This is a genomic window from Psychrobacter cibarius, from assembly GCA_030686115.1.
Classification (GTDB): domain Bacteria; phylum Pseudomonadota; class Gammaproteobacteria; order Pseudomonadales; family Moraxellaceae; genus Psychrobacter; species Psychrobacter cibarius_C.
Genome location: CP131612.1, coordinates 2,039,836 through 2,063,518, shown reverse-complemented (window position 1 = coordinate 2,063,518; position 23,683 = coordinate 2,039,836). Strand labels below are relative to the sequence as shown.

Genomic DNA, 23,683 nt, shown 5'->3' with positions numbered 1-23,683 from the left:
TATATAAAAGATCATTTAAGGGATATAAAATGACGATAAATAACGATACAACAGACAGCGCCAAAGCGGGTGTTAAAAATAATATCAAAGACAGTGTGGCTACTATTAATCAGCTAGCGAATTTCTCTGCCCAGCGTGATGATGATGCCATTATCACCGTTACGATTGACCAAAGTAGTCGCAAAATGAATGTCATCGGCGACGGTTTCACTGATGCTTTTGCAGTGATGACCGATAGCTTTATTAACGATGCGTCTGCCAAAGGTTTGATTTTAACCTCTGGCAAAGAGACCTTTGTCGTCGGTGCTGATATTGATCTGTTGGCTAATATTAAAAATGCTGAACAAGCCTTTGAGCTGGTCGAAGAGCTGAAAGCTAGCTTACGCAAACTAGAGAAATCAGGTAAACCTGTCGTCGCTGCTATGACTGGAACGGCACTTGGCGGTGGTTTGGAGTTGGCATTGGCCTGTCATTATCGTATCGCGATTGATGCTCCTAAGACTAAATTGGGTCTACCTGAAGTCAAGCTGGGTTTACTACCGGGTGGCGGAGGTACTCAGCGTTTACCGCGATTGGTTGGTATTCAATCAGCGTTAGAGCTTATGACCCAAGGTAAAGAGCTACGTCCAACGGCTGCTAAAGACATGGGTTTAATTGATGCTGTTGCCACTGACAAAGCAGATATGCTCAAGCAGGCGACAGACTGGATTAACGCCAATCCCAGTGCCCAGCAGCCATGGGATAAAAAAGGCTTTAAAATCCCCGGCGGGGATAGTAAACATCCTAGTATTGTACCGATATTTTCTATTGCACCAGCCATGGCCAATCAAAAGTCACATGGCAATTATCCTGCGATTACCCATATCATGTCTTGCGTATTCGAAGGCTGCTTAGTGAATATCGATACCGGTCTTGATCTTGAGTCGCGTTACTTCGCCGCTTGTGTGCTGTCTGCTGAATCTAGAAATATGATCAACACGCTATGGACGCAGCTGAATAGTATTAAAAAAGGTCAATCTCGTCCTGATGGTTTTGAGCGGACACAAACCAAAAAAGTTGGCATTCTAGGTGCTGGCATGATGGGTGCAGGTATCGCTTATGTCTCAGCCAAAGCAGGCATAGAAGTGGTACTTTTAGATACCGAAATGGCAGGCGCTGAAAAAGGCAAAGCATATTCTGCCACCATTTTGGATAAAGCCATTAGCCGTAAACGCTCAACAGAAGATAAAAAGCAAGCGTTACTCAATCGCATCAAGCCGACAGTATCTTATGATGATTTGGCAGACTGTGACCTTATTATTGAAGCGGTGTTTGAAAATCGTGAGATTAAAGCCAAGTGTACTCAGCAAAGCGAGGCGGTGATTCCTAACACGGCTGTCTATGCGTCTAATACGTCGACACTGCCCATTACTGGATTGGCTAAAGCCAGCACGCGTCCCAATCAATTTATCGGATTACATTTTTTCTCTCCAGTCGACAAGATGCCGTTGGTTGAGATTATCATGGGCGAGCAAACGGATGACGCCACTTTAGCAAAAGCCTTTGATTATGTGCTGCAAATCGGTAAAACACCTATCGTCGTTAATGACAGTCGGGGGTTTTATACCTCACGAGTATTTGGTACTTATGTGTCAGAAGGGGTGGCGATGTTAGGTGAAGGCGTCCATCCGCGCAGCATCGAGGTTGCTGGCATGAAAACCGGCATGCCCATGCCGCCACTGGCATTGCAAGATGAGGTGTCATTAAGTTTGGCGTTGCATGTGAGCGAACAGCAGCAGCTGGATATGGCAGCAGAAGGTAAACCCATTGCTGTGCGTCCCTCGTACGAGATACTGAAAACGCTGGTCAAAGAACACAATCGCGAGGGCAAAAAGAACGGCAAAGGCTTTTATGTGTATGCCGATAAGGGCGACAAATACTTGTGGCCTGAGCTGATGAATTTATACCCATCAAAATCAGAGCAGCCTTCTCAGCAAGATTTAATCGATCGTTTGATGTTTATCCAAGCCAACGAATCCGCTAAATGTTATCAAGAAAACGTCGTCCGCTCTGTCGCTGATACCAATATCGGTTCCATTTTTGGTTGGGGCTTTGCGCCACATCAAGGCGGTACGCTACAGTTTATCAATGCGATGGGGTTAGAGACGTTCATCACGCGTAGTCGTGAACTTGCGGCTCAATACGGTGAGCGTTTTGAGCCAGCAAAAATTCTGCTAGACATGGTAGATAAAGGCGAGGTATTTTCTGATGAATGAGTTGATGGTTAATTCTACGATTCATTCTGCGATTAATACGAGCACTGGTTCAATGATAGATTTAATGGCAGATTGCTTACAAGGGCTGCGCGTCGTTGATTTGACTCGTAATTTACCGGGACCCTTTGCCACACGTTTGCTTGCAGATTTGGGCGCAGAAATTATTAAGATTGAACCTAAAAATGGTGATCCTGCCAGAGCCTTTGGCGAATTGTTTAAAGCATTAAATCACGGTAAAACTACTGAAAGTCATGACTTCCGTGACCCCCAAGGTATTGCTGCGATCAAAGCGCATCTTAAAGATGCTGATGTGATGTTAGACAGCTTTCGCCCTGGTGTCCTAGAAGGTATGGGGCTAGATGCCAAAACATTGCATGCGATTAATCCAAAGCTAGTCATGGTATCGATCACCGGCTATGGAATCACGGATAAGGCATCAGAATCTGAGAGTGGTACCAATCATAAAGGAATTAATCATAAACAAATCAATCATGACTGGGCTGATAAAGCTGGTCATGATATTAACTTTATGGCGATGAGCGGTGTTTTAGACCAATTAAAGACGGCGAGTGGCGAGCAGGCGATGCCTAACGTTCAATTTGCAGATTTGGCAGGCGGCAGTGATACCGCTGTGATTGCACTGCTTGCTGCTGTATTCGCCGCCCAGCGGACGGGCAAAGGTCGTCATGTTGCCGTTAGTATGACGCACAGCTTGTACCAGCATATGGTCATGCCAAAGGCAACGGGAACGCTGGTGAAAAGTTTCTCAGGGCAACAACCAGCACCGCAGCATGATTTTTTGGGTGGATCATTGCCTTGCTATCGCCTATACAAAACTTCAGACGAGCGCTATATGGCCGTTGGTTCGTTAGAGCTGAAATTCTGGCAGGGCTTGTGTAGGGCATTGGATTTGTCTGCGCTCAAAAACAGCCATTGGCAACTTGGAGTTATGCCAAATACCTCTGAAAGCCAAGCGGCGGCTAAGACGGTAAGCGATAAATTTGCCAGTCAAACATTTGAGCATTGGCAGCAAGTTTTTGCGCTCGCTGATGTCTGCGTCACCCCTGTGCTTAGCCTCAGTGAAGCAAAAGCACATCCCTTATTTGCCCATCAAGATGCGTATGATGCAACGTCAGGATGGCAGCAGGTTCAGTAGTTATGTTTTTTATGAGAAATGCTTCAAAGCCATTGAGTTTTTCATAAGTTGATTACCAAGGAAGGTAAGTTATGGATCAGTTTTGGACGCAGCATTATCCTAAAGGGATAAATGCACAGATAGCGCCGCCACATAATACATTGATTGACATGTTTGATGACAAATTAACAGAATATGCCAGCCATAAATTTATCACCAACATGGGTGTTACTTATTCTTATGGGCAAGTGGATAGCATGTCATTGGCTATTGCGGCTTGGGTTCAAAGTCTGGGTCTAGCAAAGGGTTCGGTCATAGGCATCATGATGCCCAATGTCAACCAGTACCTGCCTATTGTCATAGGGGTAATTCGCGCTGGTATGGTCACAACGCTCATCAATCCGCTGTATAGTCCTCGTGAATTGAGACATCAATTGGCTGACTCAGATACTGCTGTATTATTTATATTAGAACCATTTTGCAAAACGTTAGAGAAAATTATCAAAGACACGCCTGTCAAAACCGTGGTCATCAGCAAGATTGGCGATATGTTAGGAGTAGTGAAAGGTGCGCTTGTTAATATCGCTGCCAAATATGTCAAAAAAGCCATTCCCCGTTATCAGTTGAAATCCAATTCTCATTATACCGTGACTCGCTATAAAGCCGTTTTAAAACGCGCCAAAAAATTAAGTTATTCTCGTCCTACCATTCAAGCGGACGACTTATTAATGCTGCAATATACTGGCGGTACGACAGGTGTTGCCAAAGGTATTTTGATTACCAATCAAAATGTTGTGACCGCCACTTACCAGTTTGTCGAATGGTTCAAGCCAGTCTATGACGCCATGTCTGATAGTACTCAAATAAATACCATTGTCGCTTTACCGCTGTATCATATTTATGCGTTTATCTGCTCAATAGTTGGGTTGAGTGTGGGTCAGCATCTCACACTGGTTACCAATCCACGTGATATTGAAGGGTTTATCAAGATATTGCGCAAGCGTCCTTTTCATCTATTGCCTGGTGTTAATACTTTGTTCCAAGCCCTGCTGATGAACCCAAAATTTAAGGAGCTGGATTTTTCCGCATGCAAATTAACCCTAGTTGGTGGTATGGCAGCGACCCCTGAAACCGCTAAGCGCTGGCGTGAAGTCACAGGTCTGCCTATCCTCGAAGGCTGGGGTATGTCTGAGACGCTAGGCGTGGGTACCGCCAATCCATTTAATGGCACTGAATATAGTGGCAATGTAGGGTTACCACTGCCTAGTGTCGATATCAATATCCGTGATGACGATGAAAATATTCTCGCCATAAATGAAGTTGGTGAGATGTGTATCAAAGGTGACAACGTCATTACTCATTATCATAATATTGACAATACGACGTTTTTTACCGCTGATGGTTACTTAAAAACAGGTGATATTGCTTCTATGAACGAGCAGGGTGCTATCAAAATATATGACCGTAAAAAAGACATGATTATCGTCAGTGGCTTCAACGTTTATCCTAACGAAGTAGAAAACATCATTGAGGAGCACCCTAAGGTTGCCGAATGTTCAGTGGTGGGTATCGATGATGAGTTGCAGGGTCAGTCGGTCAAAGCCTACGTTGTAAAATCTGATGACAGCTTAAATGAGGATGATATTAAAGCGCTGTGCCAAGCAAATTTGGCCGCCTATAAATGCCCGCGTCATATCGAATTCATAGACGAGTTACCCAAATCAACTGTCGGAAAAATACTGCGTCACAAGCTGAGAAAATTGGCTCATGAAGCGTAACAACTACTCAAGAGAAACATTGCATGACCATTTTACTACTACAGCATGACCATCATCAGTCGCAATAATTAATCACCAATTACCATTATTTATACCGATATTCAATGAGAGTAAAAGCTCTTGATACAATTTACCGCCTCCAATCAATGACGCTCACGGTTAGTTTGTTCCGTCTGAAAATGTAAATGATCGATTCGCCAGCTATTTCCGTAAGACCTCATTTAATGGTATTAAATGAGGTCTTATTTTTAGCCCATTTAGAGAGTAATTGATTGAATTGAGGACACGCCCTAACGTTGTTTGATGTCATCGTATTGTCATGGCTCTTTAACCAAAATGTCACAACTACTGGCTACACTGCTGACCTAGGCAATACAAATAATAAATGATCAGGTTGGTTGATATGTTAGAGCTTAGAGGTGTGACGAAAAAGTATGAGAATAAAGTTATCTTTGAAGATATTTCCCTCAAAATTAATAAGGGCGAAATTGTCTCAATCTTAGGGCCTTCTGGCTGTGGTAAAACGACTTTATTGCATATTATCTTAGGTTTGACAGGTATCAATGGCGGTCGTCTTGCTTATAACGGCGAAGACATTACACGAGTGCCGATGAAAAAAAGAGGCTTCAATATTGTCTTTCAAGACTATGCACTGTTCCCCAATTTAAATGTCAAACAAAACATCGAATACGGTTTACGCAATAATCCCCATATTAGCACGCAAGCAGAAGTCGATGAACTGGTCGACTTACTCGATATCAAAGCCCACCTAAATAAACGTATCAACCAGTTGTCAGGCGGTCAAAAGCAACGCGTGGCACTCGCACGCACTTTGGTGATGAAGCCTAAAATTCTGTTATTAGATGAGCCTTTATCTGCGCTAGATGGTGTCATCAAAGAAACCATCAAAGCACGTATTCGCGAGATTTCCGTTCGCTATCAGTTGACGACTTTAATAGTCACTCATGATCCAGAAGAAGCCATGACGTTATCTGATCGTATTTTACTGCTCTCAGACGGCAAAGTGGCACAGTTCGCGACCCCAACGGAAATCATTCGCAACCCAGCCAATGATTTTGTCAAAAACTTCATTCTCAATCAGCTCAATATTAAGCGTCGCAATATCTTAAGTTTATTCGCGGATGATGGCGCAAACATCGACCCCTTAAGCAAATATACCCAGCGCCAACATTACGGTCAGGATGACAGTGTGGTGACTCATCGTTATGACGATATCGATGGTATTGACACTATCGATAATACCGACGATCTTAACGTTATTAAAGACAGCGATCAGCAAAAACGAAAAGATGCCACCATCAATTAATATTGATTAAAAATAAAAATGTTGTGAATGAACGTATTTGACCATTTGATCGTCTTGGATATTTATGAAATTGAGCAATTCACCCCTCGTAAAAGCAATTTGGCTATTCGTTGCTGTTTTATTCGTTATGTTTATGTTTGTGCCATTAGTCAAGCTGCTGGCACTGTCTTTAAATGTCGGTGATGCATTAGGGCTAGAAAACTACACCAGTATTTTGAGCAGTGATGGCTTTTTGCAGACCATGCAAAACAGCTTTTTTGTGGCGACGATGAGTGCGCTTAGCGCGACGTTTTTGGGCTTTATTTTGGCTTATACCGTGCATTGGACCAATTTGCCCAAAAGTTTTAAACAATTTATTAAGCTAGCGGCATTATTTCCTATGTTGTTGCCAACCGTCACCTATGGCTTTGCCATTATTTATACCTTTGGCAAACAAGGCTTGCTGACTCAGATTCTTGGCTTTCAGCTGTTTGAGGACATATATGGCTTTTATGGCATGTGGCTTGGTTATACCATTTATACCTTGCCCATTGCTTTTTTATTATTGAACAATACGTTCCAATATTTGGACAAAAAGTTTGTCGTTGTATCAGAGTTGATGGGAGACTCTCCTTATCGCCAGTTTGATATGACTGTGGTGCGCCCTCTAATCGGCACCTTTGCAGCAGCGATGATTCAGTGTTTCTTTTTAGCCTTTACAGACTTTGGTATTCCAGCGTCGATTGGGGGGCAATATAGCGTCATCGCCACTGAGCTTTATACCCAAATCTTAGGCGCGTCACCTTCATTCGAAAAAGGCGCAGTGGTTGCGCTACTTATGCTGGGGCCATCCATCCTAAGCATCGCCATACTATGGTACGTGGCACGCTTCAATGTGCGCTATGACTCAGTTGAAATGATTGATCTGCCCACCTCAAAAATCAAAGACCGTGTTTTGGCGGTGTTATCGAGTGTGATTTTAGCCTCACTGTTACTGGTATTTGCCGTGATATTCATCATCCCATGGATTAAATCATGGCCTTATCAGATGGTCTTCACCACCGAGATTGTCAGCGAGGCTTTAGAGTCTGCCAATCTGATGCGGGTCTATAAAAACTCATTACTTGTGGCGGTATTAACAGCGGTGTTTGGCACTTTGATTACGTATTTTTCAGCCCTGTTATACGAGCGCTCAAGCCTTTTTAAACTGGGTAAATTCAGTATTGAAAGCTCGGCATTAGTGACCAATACGGTGCCTGGAATGGTCGTAGGTATTGCCTATTTGATGGTGTTTTCGGGGTCGGCGGTCGCCAATACTATTTTTATCATCGTGATTAGCAACATCATTCATTACTTTGCCACGCCTTATTTGATGAGTAAAAACGCACTGTCTAAAATGAATTTGGGCTGGGAGACGACGGCTGGTCTGTTGGGTGACTCATGGTTTACATCGTTACGCCGCATCGTCGTGCCCAATTCGTTTTTTACGCTGATTGAAGTCGCTTCATTCTATTTTATCAGCGCCATGGTGACGATTAGCGCGGTTATCTTTATTTCAGGTGCCAAAACCATGGTACTCACCACCAAGATAGTCGAGCTACAGCACTTTGCGCGCTTCGATGAGATTTTTATCTTGTCGCTGATGATATTGCTGACCAATATTGGCGCACTGATGTTGTTTGCTATTGTCCGTCATATTTATAGCAAAAGGCTCTCTGGTACAACGGCAATAAAAACCAAGAAAAAACCTAAGTCAATGGTGGTACCAACGTCTTCTTAGTCTTACCCATCGGTCAAGTGCACTGATAAGACTTATTTTCTTTTTATATTTTAAGCAACAATTTTTTCATTATTAAAACATCAACAAATAATAGGAAAAATAATGTTTTTATTCAAAACGTTAGTGGCAAGTTTCGCGTGCGGGATTGTCTTGGTAGGTTGTAGTTCACCTGAGTCGGAAGGAGGTGCTTCTAGCAATATCGAAGAAGTCGTCATTTATAGCAATGCCGACGAAGAAGCGGTCGAGGTCATCCAAGAGGTTTTAGACGAAGCAGGCTATGAGGGTCAGTATGTCTTTCAGTCTTTTGGGACAGGGGAGTTGGGTGGGCGTTTGCTGGCAGAAGGCGATAATACAGAGGCTGATATGGTGACGATGAGCTCGTTCTACTTAGAAAGTGCCCAAGCCAAGCATCCTATGTTTAAAGAATTGACCTTTGACGTTGACCCGCAAGTGGCGGTCCCAAATTACTATGCACCAATACTGGGTTTTACGGGCGCTATTATTTTAAACACAAAAGAGATGGCGGCGCAAAATCTGCCCAGACCAACCAGTGCCAAGGATTTAGCAAATCCGATCTACAAAAATAAAATTGCGATGGTGGATCCTAATGGCTCATCGACAGGTTGGCTCTTTATTCAAGACGTCACCGCTACTTATGGAATGGGCGCTGAAGGGCAGAAAATTATGAACGATATCCGCACCAATGCGGGTCCAAACTTGGAGTTGTCAGGCTCAGGTCCGATCAAAAAAGTGATGGCAGGTGAGGTACCGATTGGTTTTGGCTTGCGTCATCAAGCAATCGCAAACAAAGCACAAGGCTTGCCTATTGATTATGTTGACCCAAGTGAAGGAAATTATACGCTAACGGAATCGGTAGCCGTTATTGATAAAGGCGAGAACACCAATCCAAATGCGATGAAAATGGCTGAAATCATTGTTGAAAATGCGCGTCCAAAATTATTGACGATATACCCAAATGTGATTTATGACGGTGAAACAGTCGCTCCTGACAATCAAATAAAAAACAGTAAAACGTACGGCGAGCCACTGACGGCTGAGCTGTTAGATAAGCACAGAGCGTTTTTCCATGGACAAACTGAATCGTAAATGAATCCATAAAAACCGTGATGAGTAGTTATTGTTCAATTGCACTATTTCATTGGCTAGTGAAATCCTTAAAACAAGGATTGAGCCGCTAAAACATAAATTGAGTATCATTTGTAATCAATCATAAAGAAGAAAAAAGCTATGACAGGGACAAGTAAATTATCAGATAAACAGTATGATGTGGTCGTCGTTGGGGGCGGTATCGTTGGTCTTGCCAGCGCTTATGCTGCCGTAAAAAAAGGGCTGAAAGTGGCGCTGGTAGAGCGTGAAGCACAGAATAAAGATGCCTCGATTCGTAACTTTGGCTTTGTGACGGTTAGTGGTCAGCGTAGCGGTGAGCATTGGCAACGTGCCATGCACTCACGCAATATCTGGGCGGACATTGCGCCAAAAGCCGGTATCAAGGTTGAGCATACCGGTCTGCACATGCTGGTTCAGTGCCCTGAAGCGATGAGCGTTGCCGACGCATTTTTGAAGACTGAAATGGGCGAGTCCTGTCGCTTATTGAGCCAATCAGAAATACAGGAGCAGTCGCCTTATCTTAGAACAGGGTTGGGCGTTTTATATAGCCCGCACGAGCTGAGAGTCGAGTCAAATACCGCGATTGGCAAATTGGCGGACTGGTTAGCACAAGTGCATGGCGTGGATTTTTATAACAAAACCACGGTTCAGGTGGTTGACTTGCCCACTGTTCATACCAGTCGAGGGACATTACATACGGCGCATTGTGTGATCTGTCCTGGGGCAGATTTACATGGCTTATATCCTGATACTTTAGCGCAGTCTGATGCCAAACTCTGTACCCTCAATATGATGCGCGTGATGCCAAGGCAAGCGTTCAAACTAAATGCTGCTGTCATGTCAGATCTGAGTTTTGCTCGTTATGATGGGTTTGCGCAGCTACCAGAAGCTCGTGCGCTTATCAGCTTACTAGATGACACCCAAGCTGCTGAGCGCAAGGCTGGCGTACATTTAATCGTTGTTCAATCAGCGGATGGCTCACTTATCATTGGTGACAGTCATAATTACTGTGATAAAGAGCTGCCCTTTAGAGACACTTATCAAGATAACTTAATCATCAACGAGTTCAAAAAAGTCATGGATATCGGTGAGGTAGACATCACCCAGCACTGGTTAGGGGTCTATCCAAGTGCCGACAATGTCGTGTTTAAAGCATTACCAGAAGCAGGAGTTGCCATCGGTACCATCACAAGCGGCACAGGCGCATCAACGGGATTTGCCTTTGGTGAAGAGTTAATTAATTTAGTATTGGAGTCAAAATAATGAATACAGATATTCATCGTATCAAAGCGCCATTCGACGCGATCAAACTGTGTGTCTTTGATATGGCAGGCACGACCGTCAATGAAAACAATTTGGTTTATAAGACCGTATGTGATGCGATCAATCACACCCTACAACAGGTTGGTCAAACAGACATTCAGGTTAATCTAGAGGTGTGTTTAGAGTTTGGGGCTGGCAAAGAAAAGCGACAAGCCATTAGCGATATACTCAATGAAGTATGCAAAAATGACAATACCGCGACCGCTGATAGTGAAAAATGGACGGATGCTGCCTTTAATACGTTTAAATCAGCATTGGCATTAGCCTATACCAAGGACACGGTAGCAACCTTCGATGGTATGCTAGATTTTTTCAATCAGTTAAAGCAGTCAGGTAGAAAAGTCGTGCTAAATACGGGCTACGATATTCAGACTGCCAATAAAATATTAACCATTTTAGGATGGTCAGTGGGTCGTGATATTGATGCTTTGATTACAGCGGATGATGTGCACAATGGTCGTCCTGCGCCAGATATGATTACCCTTGCTATGGGCAAGTTTGGGATTGAGCATTCGCAACAGGTATTGAAAGCAGGGGACAGCGGCATCGATATCGAAGAAGGCAAAAATGCCCATTGTGGTCTATGTGTTGGGGTGCTGACTGGTGCTCAAACCCATGTGCAACTGGAGAAATATTCACCAGATATCGTGCTTGAGCAGCTCACGGACCTAGCGGCATTGATCTAGAGTATATCCTCAATTTAATTGAGGCGTCTATATGGGCTAAAAATGGCTAGATTAAGACATGGGGTGCTTTAATGGCGCATTTTAGAAGGAGAGAAATCATTACATGGTTTCTCTCCTTCTTCTTTGATAGAAGTAACGATAAAGATAAGGACAGGTAGGCTTATCAATTTTCGAACAGCATAATGTGTGGGATATTTGTCTTAATATTTTAGCCCGCGCTACTGCTGCTCTAATGCTTTTAGACCCGCTTTGGCGATGTGTACATCTTCGCTGCCATGTGCGCCGCCTACCCCGATACCACCGATATAAATGGGTACGCCGCCATCTAAGATAAGGATGTTTTCATCCAGATAGCGTAGGTCTTCAGGAATCGTGCCGTCTTTGATGCCTTTGGCGATGACCGCCGTTTCTCTTTTTTGTGAGTTTGCGGTATAGGCTTTTTTATAACTGGCACGCACGGTATGCACGCCTGCGCGGTGATCTCTGAGCACTGCTAAGGTTTGTCCAGAAGCGTCAACGACGGTCACAGATACCATCAAATTGTTGCTTTTGGCTTCTAATGCGGCGGCATTCACCATTTTTTGTGCCATCTCGCCAGTCAATAATGGAATGGTTGCCATCTCTGCTCCTTGGGTTATTACGTTTGATTTAATCGCTTGCGCTTGATACTGTGAGTGCGAAGTGTTGGCACACGCGGAGATGGACAACAGTGAGGTTGCAAGCGCGGCATAGATAACGAGTTTTTTCATAATCAGTCCTTTCATAGTTAATACTTGAGGTTGTTTTGAATATCGTATGACGTGACTCAATACGCCTGAATCAAAGCTTAGACAAGTTAATTGCCTGATGATAACTTGCTGGGGCAAACTTGATGGTGACAAACAGCATGCCGATAAGGCTGATCAATAGCATCCACCAAACCGCTTCAAAACTGCCAGTCGACTCGCGCAGCACACCTGCGATATAAGGCGCGATGGCGGTAATAATAAAACCAATGCCTTGGACAAATGCTGCTAGTGCCCCAGCGAGTTTGGGCTTGAACAAGTGATCTAGCGCGACGGTCAATGTTAATGAAAAGCAGGCACCAAGACCACAGCCGATCAAAGCAACCCACAAGATCAGCAAAGCTGCTGGCAGTGTAATCAGACCTATAAATCCAACGATCTGTATCCCTACGGCAAAAAATAACCAAGGACGACGGTCGAGACGATGAGCGGACAACATTGGAATAACCAGAGCACCAACGACCTGGAAAATCGTCATGATACCGATCAGCTCGCCACTATTTTGCGCGCTCCAGCCCAAAGTCTGCGCATAGCTTGGCAACCATGCAATCATACAAGCATATCCAGCGTTTGCCAGACCGAAATAACTTGCCAATAGCCAAGCACGGCGATTGCCAAAAAAGTTGATTTTTACCCCATCGTCTCGATTTTCCATCTGCTCAGAGGGGCGCCGCCACCAAAGCACGAGGGCAAAAACTGGCACTATCAGCCAAATACCCAAACCGGATTGCCAACTGCCGTAATGTTGAGCGACTACCGGACTCAAGATAGCGGCAACCCCGCCACCGGTCATCAGTGCGGCAGAGTAAACGCCCATAGCAAGTGGCACGCGCGCAGGATACCAGCGTTTGACCACACCAGGTGCCATTGCTTGCACGATGGCGATACCTGTACCACCTATCAAGGCGCTGACAATCAGCATCCCTCCCGTGTCTAACCACAAGCGCCATAAACCCGCTAAGGCAATCGCCAACAGACCGCCTGTGATCCATGCACTTTCACTAAATCGTCGCCCAATCCAAGGCAAAAGTAGCGGAAATATACCCATACACAGCATCGGCAGCACTACCAATAAAGAGGCGGCTTGCAAACCCATACCTGTGCTTAGGCGAATCTCTGTCAGCAATGGACCAGTAGAAGTGATCGTTGGACGCAGCGTCATCGCCAACCCAGCAATCACCAGCATAGGAAACAACAAGGTCAGTATCGACGAACGCGCCGTGGAGGAGATATGATCGGTACTCATGAATAATATAAAATCCGTATTAAGAAAGGCAGTACCAAAAAATCACCGCCTGAGTCGCCAAAAAAGCCGACGTCACTATATGCCGAACGCCGACTTTTTCAATAAGTGCTACTTTTACAAACCACTGATTAAACTGCTGTTTAAAGCGTCATTTAAAAAGGTTTGAACGGTAGGAATTTACCATCTAGAGTGATCACTGCGCGGTCACCACCTTCAGGGTCAGCCACTTTTTTGATATCCATTTTGAAATTAATGGCACTGATGATACCATCACCAAATTGCTCATGAACCAAGGCTTTTAGCGTGGTGCCATATACCTGCATCATCTCATAAAAACGGTAGATTGTCGGGTCAGTAGGAATCTCACTACCAACGCTGCCTCGTGATGGAATGCATTGTAGTAACGCGATGGCGTCCTCATCAAGTCCTAAAGTTTCACCAACTTTTTGGGCGGCATCAGCAGGTAACGGATGCTGACCTAGCAAAGCGGCGGTGATAAAGACATCACTCAAGCCTGTTCCTGAAGCGATTTGCTCAAATGACAGGTTCTTTGCCGCTTTGGCAGCAATGATGGTGTCAGTTAATGTTTGACGTGCGGTGTTGCTTACTTGAGACTGAATCATAATAATACCTTTTGAGGTTGGTGGTGGTTATTGGGTTAATGATGCTTATGAATCATTTGGGTTAATTGATTTTCTGATTATGCATAGTCATTGATAATGACAGTTATATAATGCTAAACGGCGACTGCCAGCGGCGATATCGGATAAGCACGAACCTCAGTGTGCGTTGCCAATGAGACAAATTCATTGGTCACGCCATCTAAGGCATCGATGTCACCGGACTCGATATCGTAAACCCAGCCATGTAGTGCCAAACGATTTTCTCTTAGCGCCAAACGTATAGACGGATGGGTTTTGATGTTTTCGATTTGAGCGATGACATTTTCACGAACCATAGAGGCGACTCGCTCGCTATCACTGCCGTGGTCACGGGCTTCATTGACCACTCGTGCTGAGTCGGCGTAGCGAAGCCAGCTGCCCACCGCTGGCATATGATCCATGCAGCTGCAGTTAGCAATTGCAGTCATCGCACCGCAGTCAGAGTGTCCGCAAATCACCACATCCGTGACTTTCAAAGCGGTAATAGCATACTCAACTGACGCCGATACCCCGCCAGGCTCAGGACCATAAGATGGCACAATGTTGCCCGCATTGCGAATCACAAACAGACCACCGGGTTCGTGTTGAGTAACGAGCTCTGGCACTAAGCGGCTGTCTGAGCAAGAAATAAACAGCGTGCGTGGGTTTTGTTTGGTCGCTAAGTTTTTGAATAAATTGGCGCGCTTAGGATAGGCGTCACTGTGAAATTTTAGAAAACCTTCAATAATATCTTTCATCGCGTTGGTCTCTGTGGAGTCGATAAAAGGAATGATACGCCGCTATCGTTATAAGGTAAAATACTCGTATGTTATGATGTCGATAATAATTACTTATGAGAAAACCTTGATCAATCCCTAATCCACACGAGATGACCCATGATTCTTCGGCACATTAAGTATTTCTTGGCAGTGGCAGAGTACCAAAGCTTTACCCAAGCAGCAGCGTCTTTATACGTGTCACAGCCAGCGTTATCACAGCAGATTAAACAGTTGGAGGAGGGTCTAGGCGCGACTTTATTTGATCGCTCTGGTCGCCGTGTCACATTGACCGATGCCGGTGATGTCTATGCGCGCTATGCCCATAGAGCCTTGCAGGATTTGGAGGAAGGACGGCGCGCCATTCACGATGTGCAGGATCTCAGTCGCGGTGCGTTGCGGATTGCGATTACGCCTACTTTTACCACGTATTTGCTTGGACCTTTAATCAAAGCGTTTCATACTCGTTATCCGAGCCTTACGCTAAGCGTGCAGGAGATGTCACAGGAGCAGATGGAAAAGCAAATACTCGATGATGAGTTTGATGTGGGTATTGCTTTTGAAGATGTGCAGTCTGCCGATATCGATACACAAACCTTGCTGATAGAGACGCTCGCACTGGTTGTTAGTAAACATCACCCTCTTGCCAAGCAAGCGGCGATTGATTTGCCAACGCTAAACGCGCAGTCACTGGTATTGCTGAGCCGCGAATTTGCCACGCGCGAACAGATTGAGCATTATTGTCGTCAGCATGACATTGCGCCAAACGTACTGATGGAGGCAAACTCGCTAAGCGCAGTGATCGAAATGGTTCGCCATACTCAACTGACCACCTTATTACCTTCCAACATCGCTCATAATTATGATGAGCTGGTGGCGATTACCTTAGCGCCGTCTTTGCTCCAGCGTACAGCGGTATTACTACAACGAAAAGGTGCGTATCAGAGCGCTGCTACTAAGGCATTTGTTGCGTTGGCACATGAGGTTTGTTCGAACACGGTTGAATCCAAGGCACTGTTTTTCAAATAGAATAAACTTAGAAAACGAACGGTCACGATGAGATAGGCAAAAGGTCAATGACGCAAACTTTAATTCACTACTTTTTTCACTTCGGCATGCCTTTAATCGTGGCTTATGTGTTTTTCCGCAATGATTACAAAAGGGTTTATCTGATACTGCTCGCCACTATGTTGGTTGATTTGGATCATCTGCTAGCAACGCCTATTTTCTCGCCCAATCGCTGTAGTATTCACTTTCACCCACTGCACAGTTATTATGCAATGGCAGTATATGTGGCTATGTTAGTGCTGCCTAAGCCATATAGAGTCATAGGTTTGGGCTTACTATTGCATATGCTGACGGATCTGAATGACTGTGTTATGACGTATGCCCAAATCCCCCAAGCGTTGGATAATGCGCCAGCTCGTGAGCTGGTCATATGGCTAGCAAATAGGTTTAAGTAGTATTTTTAACTTTTCATCGCATGCTCATTAATTCCGTATTTATTATGGGCACACTATATTTTCTAAAGAATCGGATTATTTACTGAGGATTTAGTTCTGCGCTAAGCCTAAATTCAGTATTCAGACAATAAATATAGACAAAAAAAGCCTCACTATTAATAAGTGAGGCTTTTTTATTGAGTGGCTGGTTTAGCATTCTATACGGCAATAACTATTTAGCAACCGCTTTAAAATTCGCTACTTGGTTCGCATTGGTAATGGTCAAGACAGGCACGTTATTGGCATTTTTGCTCATGCTATATTTACCATTTACGGTTGCTAGTGTGGCACTATCAAAGCTGGCTTGTGGGGCAGGGCAAGCCATTCTTGTGCTTCTTACTGGACCCAAGGTTACCTCGCCATTTGCTACCTTATATTCAGCACTCATATTGTTACAAGTATTCATCAAAGTAACGATATTGCTCCCATTCGCCGTCACAAAATCGAGGGTTAATGGTTCGGCTGGATTAAAGAATAATGGAGTAATGGTCTCGCCCTTGGTGTTTTTGGCATCCACGAGTTGCCAATGATAGGCTTGCAAGGCATCCGAGGTAATAGGCTGGGTAACGGGTGCACTTGGCGTAGATGTGGTTTGACAACCTGCTGCCAATGTTCCCACTGCTAAAACGCTTACCATCATTACCTTGGTCATATTTTTCATATAAAGTCCTTTATTGCTTCAATTATGATATAGAGACATTTATCTCAAAATTATTATGCTCGCTGCCCCAATAACTGACATGAGACACTAGCAGATGCAGGCATTATTACAAAGCAATGATAGCGATACAAGCGCCAGTAACCATTTAAATACCAAGTTGTTTTTATGTTGATATAGTTGGTTCAATATAATTTGGATACAAGGAAGGCAAGCGAAAGTACTACAAATAGTAGACTAAGCGAGCCTGACACCGTATCTGATTTATATAGGATTGACTATAAATCTTTAGCACGGCTCATTGCTATTAGGCGACCACATCATTACGTTGAGATAGCAGATGGTTTGCTGGAATAGGAAACACATTGTCATAAATCCAGTTATAAACAAAAGCATGTACCAAGTAGAAAGTAGCCATTGTAATATCCATGAGAAAGGCTTGCCAAAGGCTGATGCCTAAGTGCCACGCAATTATTGGTAGGAATAATAACAGCAGACCACCTTCAAATAAAAACGCGTGCAACATTCGTAGTGGAACCGTCTTATGTACATTGCCGCGTAGCTTCAGCATGCTGTGGTCAAACAACAGGTTGTAAAAGTAGTTCCACAACGTCGCGATAATCGAAGCAGCCACGGCGATAAGACCTATCGACTGAATATCAAAGCCAAATAACCAGCTTGCCAACGGTACAAATATAATTAAACCTATTATCTCAAAACCCAAAGTATGACGAATACGATCTTTCACGGTGCGCATGAAGCTTCCTAGTTGAATCAGTTATTTTCGCGCCTATTGTATCTGTTAAACTATTACAACCAAGTTAGAACCTATAGGATTTTTAGATAGATGAGCCTTTCATTAGAGCAACTGCAAGCCTTTGTCGCCACGGTAGAGACCGGTTCTTTCTCAGCCGCCGCCCGTTATCTAGGCAAGGCGCAGTCTGCTATTAGCACGGCGGTATCAAATTTAGAAATTGATTTGGACAACAGCTTATTTGTCCGCAGTGGACGCTATCCAATCCTGACGCCAGCTGGAGAGCGCTTACTGGTAGAGGCGCGAGTGATACTAGAGCGTTGTGAGCATTTTCGCGGGGTGGCCAAAAGTCTGGGCGAAGGAGTAGAGAGTCGATTGGTACTGGCGGTTGATGAGCTGTACCCCGAAGCAACGCTAGGCGGCTTGATGGAAGAGTTTTCGCGCCGATTTCCTAGTGTGGAGCTGGAACTATTGTTTCCGCTGATGGAAGATGTCAGCCGCTTGGTGTTAGAAGATCGCGCCGATTTAGGCATTATGTGGCGTCAAGAGATACTACCTTCAGCGCTGAATTTTCATGGGCTTGGTTGGGTGTCGATGAAAATGGTGTGCGCGCCGAACCATGAGCTAGCTCGTCAGCCAGTGGGGTGGGAGGAGTTGAAACGCTATCGGCAATTGATGGTGGCAACACGCAATCATAGCGAAGAAAAAGCACGGTTGCGAATAGCATCTGATGTCTGGTGGGTTGAGAGCCAGTGGGTTATCGTTGAGCTGGTACAGCGCAATCTAGGCTGGGCATTCGTGCCCGAACATGTGGTAGCCAGTGCCTTGGATAATGGTTTTTTAGTCGAGCCAATATTGGACTTTAACGATCATGATTGGCCAGTGGCTTTAGAAATTGTATGGCACAAGCAGCGTCCTCTAGGTAAAGCGGCTGCTTGGTTGAAGTCGGCTGCGATTGCGCTAAATAAGTGATATTAAGCGGTCAATAATAGCGAGTTTTAAAGGGTCGTCCATTTATTGCGGGTGTACTATCTATAAAGTTCATAATTTGCCGATAGATTTTAATAGGCTATAAGTTTGAGTAGGTTATAAATATATAAGTGCTTTAGTGGTCAAGTTATACTCTGCTTCAATCCAAATTATGTTTTTAACTTAAGTATTCGATACCGCTGAGCGACAGCAGTTGTCGCCCGCTTTAATTAGACGCTTTATCTTTCTCAATTTTTATATTATAGTTACTGAGTTAGGACGTAATTCAGTCAGGAAAACAGCAACATAGAGTTAACCCTCGAGGCGCAACGCTTCACCCTATAACTTCGCTATTGCTGTTAAATATCAATACTCTGGCTGGCATGAATCATTATTTTTCTAATCAACTAAACCCAAGCTACTCATAAATTATAGCTGTCATATCAATGATGGCACAGATTTCATATTGTTAAAAATAAGTTTAAATAACTTCTAAAATAATCATTGAAACACTCATTTTACTTTTTAACGTTGCTCTAAAAGCGGCGGACAAGCTCGGCTGACTTAAATTTGCTTTGAGAATCAAAAAAAATTAAAACTACTACAAGCTACTGATATTCAAAATAAATTAAAAAATAAGGACAATATTATGACAAATATAACCAACACTTTTGAGCAAAAACGTATCGATAATTTAAATTGGTCAAGTGGATCAAAACTGCCTAAATCCATTCAAGATAAGGTCCAAACTAAACCAAAGATACCGTTGTTTTATCTGCATAACGAGTCTATCGATAACTATGAAGATGATATCTACTTTGTGAATAATAGCGATGAGACATTGAGCTTTGTTGCTCCTTATGAGCTGATGAAGAGAGATTTAGATTGTTCTGAGGTAGTGGTTGCCGCCGAACCAAGTGAACGTGACATATCCCTCACTTATACTGATGTATTGCCCAAGCAAGGCGTGAGAATTGATCGTCAACATATCATCTATGATAGTGATTATCTCAATCAGATTATTGTCTATACCATGAGTCGTGCTAGCAAGGAGATGTGGGGAATATGGCGTTTGAATATGTGTGAAAAAGGCATGTTTTCGTCATCGTACCCATTGCTCTGGGAGGAGGGTATGAAACCCTCACACGTTGTAAGTGCCGATAAACTGAATGATCCCAAAGATCGTCCTGTTTTGCCTTGTGTATTGCCCATACGTCAGCAGTTATACCAAGAGTGGATCAATCATTATGATAAGGCGAGTGCAAGCTTGATGAGGTCTATCACCGATATGATCTATCGTTATGACTTTGGTATTGTGGGATGTTATTACAATGATACTTGGGATGAGTACAGCAGTGAGGCGGAGCAGATTGCTAATCGTCTGATTCAAGGTGATGCCGATAGCGCAGATGAGGTTCTCGCGATGATGACTAGGGTCTATGACGTGTCATTTGGTGCTGGATATACGAGGATTCCTATGGATGTCGCTGAGCGCATTTATGGCCTATGGTTGAAGCATAAAAGTAATGCTAATAAATAAAAAAATCCTTAAAAGGAGAGGACTATGATGTTTCCCATTGAAAATAATGACACGTTTTTACTGTTCTTTCACGGTCTTGATTCGAGTAATGAGACCAGTAAATATAGTTGTATTAGCCGTGAGCCCAAAACCTGCCAAACCGTCAATTATCGAGATAATTTCAACGAGATTTTCGATATTTATGAGGCGTTAATTTTAGAAAAAATGCGCGAGTATCCTCGAGTCGTCTTGGCAGGGCATTCACTTGGTGGCTGGTTCGCCAATTATTTCGCCCACAAATACAATTTGCGTGCGCTATTAATAGCGCCTTGCATTTATCCCAGTGAGGTTTTAGCAGACCGCATACCAAAAGTGGCTGATATGAAATTGTCATTTCCTACCTCGAATACTGAGATGATAAGAGTCATGGTTGAGGTTGATGATGAATGCTTAGATGTAGCCGTCGCCAGACGCACGTTGGTCAACTTACCTGAGAGCTGGGAAGTGGAGTATTTTGAGCGTGGTCATCACCGTATCGCCCGTAGCGAAGACATTTGGTATCACTTGGTTCATCTGTGCGAAGACCCCATTATCTGGATGGATGACGCGACATATCATGGTGAAGATTAAATACCATCAGCCTTGCAGTAAGGCCTTATTAATTACTATTATAAAGAACTAAAAAACTATCGTGGGTTTAACGGTTTGCCAAGTTTTTCAAAAATCGCTTAGCAAACATTGCAACTTCCAGCACGATATAAAACCACTCTGGTAAAGCGCATGAGCCTGTACTCCGACAAGGCTATCCATGCCTGATTTGACTTGCCTATTTGGGCTTATTCTTATTGTCGGAGTTCAGGAGTCACTGATGTCTCATATCAATAGCCAAAATCTCACGCCTTCCAAATATACTCATCGTTATACGCCGCGGCATCCTTTGGCAAAAGAGGCGGTTAGCCAAATAGAGAAATGTGAACGACGTTCGCAAGATATTGTCCAAGCCATGGGTTATCCGCCAAAACATATCATATCTGCCTGTGATCGTCTGCGTCATGTATTGTCTAGCGACATACTAGGACTTAATGCGACAGATATTGATAGCTACTTTACTGCTCATGAATTCTTAAAAGCACTATTATCCGTGCTCGATATAAAGTATGACACCTTTGCAGAGGATATTGCGCAAATCCAATATGACTTGGCGCATTATCCTTATCCGCTACCGCAATATCAATTGCGAGCGGTCATCGACTTTACATGGAGTGAGGGCGCTAACTGGATGTCGCGCGGCGTGGCTAGCAGTAAAGCTGTTGCGTATTTACCGCAAAATATTGCCAAAATGAATGCGGCAAAGCGTGAGTTGGTGATTCAACAATGTCTGGCTGCGCATTATGCAGAATATAACGGTCACTTGCCGTATAATGGCATGATTAACGGTTATCAACTTATCATTGAACAGCGTCATGAGATGGTTGATAGCATCGAGTATGATCTGCCGCAGTGTGAGTAGGATGTGATACATCACTCATCAATTGGTAGCATTAACATTTAACACAGCATACCCAAATAAAAAGGCCGTCCCAAATGACCGATACTAATCCTTATAACCCGTATAATTTTGCACCTTTGCAGCCAACTGGTAGAAACGAGACCAATACTACCAATACCTATGCGCCTGAAGACATGATTAAAATATATGAGCAGCAGTTTCTTATTCCAGTACCTGAAGAAAAGCTGACCGAGTTTTTACCCGCGCTAAAAAGCTTCTATGATATTGACGATCATACGTTAGATGTCAGTGCCATTATTTTCGACGCAATCGCAGACGCCTCTATCATTTACAACCATAAGGTCAAAGTGGGCGACTATCAAATATTAGGTGGATTGATAGAGGAAGCAATTGAATACGATGAAGACAGTGATGAAAACAATAAAGATGACCAAGCCACTGAAGACAAAGACATTCAAGCCTATACACTAGAATGTAAGCGCACTTTTTTCATTAATGAGGTAGAGATACCTTATCATTTCAACTTGTTTATTTATGGTGACGGTTATTCTACTTTAACCAAAAAAGAAACCGTGCTAGAAAAAATGTACTGGTTCGTTAGAGGGAGATTTGAAGAGAATCTATTAGACGAGACTGAAGATAATGACAGTTTAGACTCGATCAATGAGCAGCTAGCCAGTTTGGGTATTCGGGAAATGGATTTGACCACGATAGACGAGATAATAAGCTATGTGGAAGACAGTATCATAGATGATGCCATGGTAGAGGCGCTTAACAAGTTATTAGATGCTGCTGAGTAGGTAGCTATCCGTAAAATTGATGTCAAAACAATACGTTTTAATGTCAGTTTTTATAAGAGCCGTTGTAAAAGAATATTTATATAAGACTAGCTATAAAAGACTATTGATATAAGGCACATTGCTATGCAACAAACACAGAATTCTGTGGATCAAAGACAAGATATTGTAGAACACAGACCCGTATTTATGCCGAGAACCAACAGTGACAATCTGGTAAAAACAGACATGGTTAGATTTGAGCGGCATGTGGGGTTTGCCAGTCGCCAAAAGAAAAAATCCATCAATGATATGCATCAAGTCATTCGCAAAAAGTATGGCTTTAGTCATGTCCTTGAGCTATCGAGCAAGTCTGGTAATAAATTGAGTTTTCCGCTGAGTCCATTGAGCTTGAAGCTAACGAATGAACAAGATGGGCAGCAGTACAGTGTCGAAAATGCCTTTCAAAGCAGTATGGTTTTTGAAGATGGTGGCCCCTATACTGACTTGTTAAGTGCGCCGCCAAGACAAGCCAGAAAGGACGAGCGCTTAATGACCTCGGGTGAACTGATTGGCTATAATTATTTTGGCATAGAGTGGAGCGTAGAGCCATTGACCACATTTTATGATTGGCTCTATGTGAATGCCCTAAAGCAAAACCCGCATTTGCATGAAGAAGTTGTGCAATATCAAGCCTTTACGGATCGTGAGTTTAATCCTAAAAAGTCTATCCATTGTGCGGCTTATGCACTGGCGATGTTTGTGGCGCTCAATAAACGCGAGTTGCTCGATAACATTGAAGACCCCGCAGTATTTTTTAATTTATATCATGAATTCAAAATAAGTAATACTGAGCAGCTTTTAGAAGCGGGTTGGGTTTGATCGTTAAAGCGGTAATTTATGTAGTAAAAATTATCAAGATAAACTTATGCTAACCAAGTGACTTTATAATATATGAGAATAGCCAAGCTTGTCTTGGCTTTTTCATGCCTAAAAATTTTCATACCTAAAAAATCAAGCACCTTAGTCTGGTTGATTTTAGCGTTATATATTTCAACAGAACGCTTATTACTCTTAATTATGTAGATGCGATGTAAACTTACGAATACTAGGGCATGTCCTCATTTTAAAAATGGCGATAAAAATGAGATAAATT

Annotated in this window: 22 protein-coding genes; 16 read left to right on the top strand and 6 right to left on the bottom strand. The window is 43.4% G+C overall.

Translation table 11 applies throughout. The features are described 5' to 3' along the window. Positions 1-29 precede the first annotated feature (29 nt). The 8 genes from Q6344_08570 (at position 30) to Q6344_08535 (ending at position 11,391) form a co-directional block, all read left to right on the top strand. A complete protein-coding gene (locus Q6344_08570; protein ID WLG12661.1) occupies positions 30-2,255 on the top strand; it encodes a 3-hydroxyacyl-CoA dehydrogenase NAD-binding domain-containing protein in 2,226 nt (741 codons plus the stop codon). A gap of 52 nt (positions 2,256-2,307) precedes the next feature. Next, on the top strand, positions 2,308-3,411 hold the full coding sequence (locus Q6344_08565) for a CaiB/BaiF CoA-transferase family protein (GenBank protein ID WLG15185.1): 1,104 nt from the start codon (positions 2,308-2,310) through the stop codon (positions 3,409-3,411). Between the two features lie 71 nt (positions 3,412-3,482). Next, positions 3,483-5,168 carry an AMP-binding protein gene (locus Q6344_08560; GenBank protein ID WLG12660.1) on the top strand — a complete coding sequence of 562 codons (1,686 nt, stop codon included), beginning with the start codon at positions 3,483-3,485 and terminating at the stop codon, positions 5,166-5,168. A gap of 403 nt (positions 5,169-5,571) precedes the next feature. Next, positions 5,572-6,495: an ABC transporter ATP-binding protein gene (locus Q6344_08555; GenBank protein WLG12659.1), complete on the top strand. Its 924-nt coding sequence runs from the start codon at positions 5,572-5,574 to the stop codon at positions 6,493-6,495. 64 nt (positions 6,496-6,559) lie between these two features. Continuing rightward, a complete protein-coding gene (locus Q6344_08550) occupies positions 6,560-8,254 on the top strand; it encodes an iron ABC transporter permease (GenBank protein ID WLG12658.1) in 1,695 nt (564 codons plus the stop codon). A 102-nt stretch (positions 8,255-8,356) separates the two neighbouring features. Continuing rightward, on the top strand, positions 8,357-9,361 hold the full coding sequence (locus tag Q6344_08545) for an ABC transporter substrate-binding protein (GenBank protein WLG12657.1): 1,005 nt from the start codon (positions 8,357-8,359) through the stop codon (positions 9,359-9,361). 141 nt (positions 9,362-9,502) lie between these two features. Continuing rightward, positions 9,503-10,645, top strand: a complete 1,143-nt coding sequence (locus Q6344_08540) for a TIGR03364 family FAD-dependent oxidoreductase (GenBank protein ID WLG12656.1) — start codon at positions 9,503-9,505, stop codon at positions 10,643-10,645. Next, the gene (locus Q6344_08535; GenBank protein WLG12655.1) at positions 10,645-11,391 is read left to right on the top strand and encodes an HAD hydrolase-like protein; all 747 of its coding nucleotides are present in this window, start codon (positions 10,645-10,647) and stop codon (positions 11,389-11,391) included. Before Q6344_08540 ends, Q6344_08535 begins: the two co-directional genes overlap by 1 nt. A 218-nt stretch (positions 11,392-11,609) precedes the next feature. Here Q6344_08535 and Q6344_08530 read toward each other — a convergent pair whose 3' ends face one another. The 4 genes from Q6344_08530 to Q6344_08515 all read right to left on the bottom strand — a co-directional run bounded on the left by Q6344_08530 (position 11,610) and on the right by Q6344_08515 (position 14,821). After that, entirely contained in the window at positions 11,610-12,140 is a 531-nt protein-coding gene (locus Q6344_08530; GenBank protein WLG12654.1) for a heme-binding protein, read from the bottom strand. 70 nt (positions 12,141-12,210) lie between these two features. Beyond that, complete coding sequence (locus Q6344_08525) at positions 12,211-13,422, bottom strand: CynX/NimT family MFS transporter (GenBank protein WLG12653.1); 1,212 nt, start codon at positions 13,420-13,422, stop codon at positions 12,211-12,213. A 152-nt stretch (positions 13,423-13,574) separates the two neighbouring features. After that, entirely contained in the window at positions 13,575-14,045 is a 471-nt protein-coding gene (gene cynS, locus Q6344_08520; GenBank protein ID WLG12652.1) for a cyanase, read from the bottom strand. A gap of 113 nt (positions 14,046-14,158) precedes the next feature. Further along, positions 14,159-14,821 (bottom strand): carbonic anhydrase, encoded by a 663-nt coding sequence (locus Q6344_08515; protein WLG12651.1) that lies wholly within the window; start codon positions 14,819-14,821, stop codon positions 14,159-14,161. A gap of 138 nt (positions 14,822-14,959) precedes the next feature. Between Q6344_08515 and cynR the strand changes: the two genes are divergently transcribed. Beyond that, complete coding sequence (cynR, locus tag Q6344_08510) at positions 14,960-15,868, top strand: transcriptional regulator CynR (protein WLG12650.1); 909 nt, start codon at positions 14,960-14,962, stop codon at positions 15,866-15,868. Between the two features lie 47 nt (positions 15,869-15,915). After that, the gene (locus Q6344_08505; GenBank protein ID WLG12649.1) at positions 15,916-16,302 is read left to right on the top strand and encodes a DUF6122 family protein; all 387 of its coding nucleotides are present in this window, start codon (positions 15,916-15,918) and stop codon (positions 16,300-16,302) included. Between the two features lie 211 nt (positions 16,303-16,513). On the opposite strand, the gene Q6344_08500 is transcribed toward Q6344_08505, so the two are convergent. Beyond that, positions 16,514-17,002 (bottom strand): META domain-containing protein, encoded by a 489-nt coding sequence (locus Q6344_08500; protein ID WLG12648.1) that lies wholly within the window; start codon positions 17,000-17,002, stop codon positions 16,514-16,516. A gap of 304 nt (positions 17,003-17,306) precedes the next feature. Continuing rightward, the gene (locus Q6344_08495) at positions 17,307-17,756 is read right to left on the bottom strand and encodes a PACE efflux transporter (GenBank protein ID WLG12647.1); all 450 of its coding nucleotides are present in this window, start codon (positions 17,754-17,756) and stop codon (positions 17,307-17,309) included. A 90-nt stretch (positions 17,757-17,846) separates the two neighbouring features. On the opposite strand from Q6344_08495, the gene Q6344_08490 reads away from it, so the two are divergent. From Q6344_08490 to Q6344_08465, 6 genes are all read left to right on the top strand, one after another. Next, positions 17,847-18,725, top strand: coding sequence for a LysR family transcriptional regulator (locus Q6344_08490; protein WLG12646.1), 879 nt, complete (start codon positions 17,847-17,849; stop codon positions 18,723-18,725). A 646-nt stretch (positions 18,726-19,371) separates the two neighbouring features. Beyond that, a complete protein-coding gene (locus Q6344_08485) occupies positions 19,372-20,262 on the top strand; it encodes a hypothetical protein (GenBank protein WLG12645.1) in 891 nt (296 codons plus the stop codon). A gap of 24 nt (positions 20,263-20,286) precedes the next feature. Beyond that, entirely contained in the window at positions 20,287-20,871 is a 585-nt protein-coding gene (locus Q6344_08480) for a YqiA/YcfP family alpha/beta fold hydrolase (GenBank protein ID WLG12644.1), read from the top strand. Positions 20,872-21,109: 238 nt separating this feature from the next. After that, positions 21,110-21,751 (top strand): hypothetical protein, encoded by a 642-nt coding sequence (locus Q6344_08475; protein WLG12643.1) that lies wholly within the window; start codon positions 21,110-21,112, stop codon positions 21,749-21,751. A gap of 74 nt (positions 21,752-21,825) precedes the next feature. Then, on the top strand, positions 21,826-22,551 hold the full coding sequence (locus Q6344_08470) for a hypothetical protein (protein ID WLG12642.1): 726 nt from the start codon (positions 21,826-21,828) through the stop codon (positions 22,549-22,551). Positions 22,552-22,695: 144 nt separating this feature from the next. Further along, positions 22,696-23,409 (top strand): hypothetical protein, encoded by a 714-nt coding sequence (locus Q6344_08465; protein WLG15184.1) that lies wholly within the window; start codon positions 22,696-22,698, stop codon positions 23,407-23,409. The last annotated feature ends 274 nt before the right edge of the window (positions 23,410-23,683 follow it).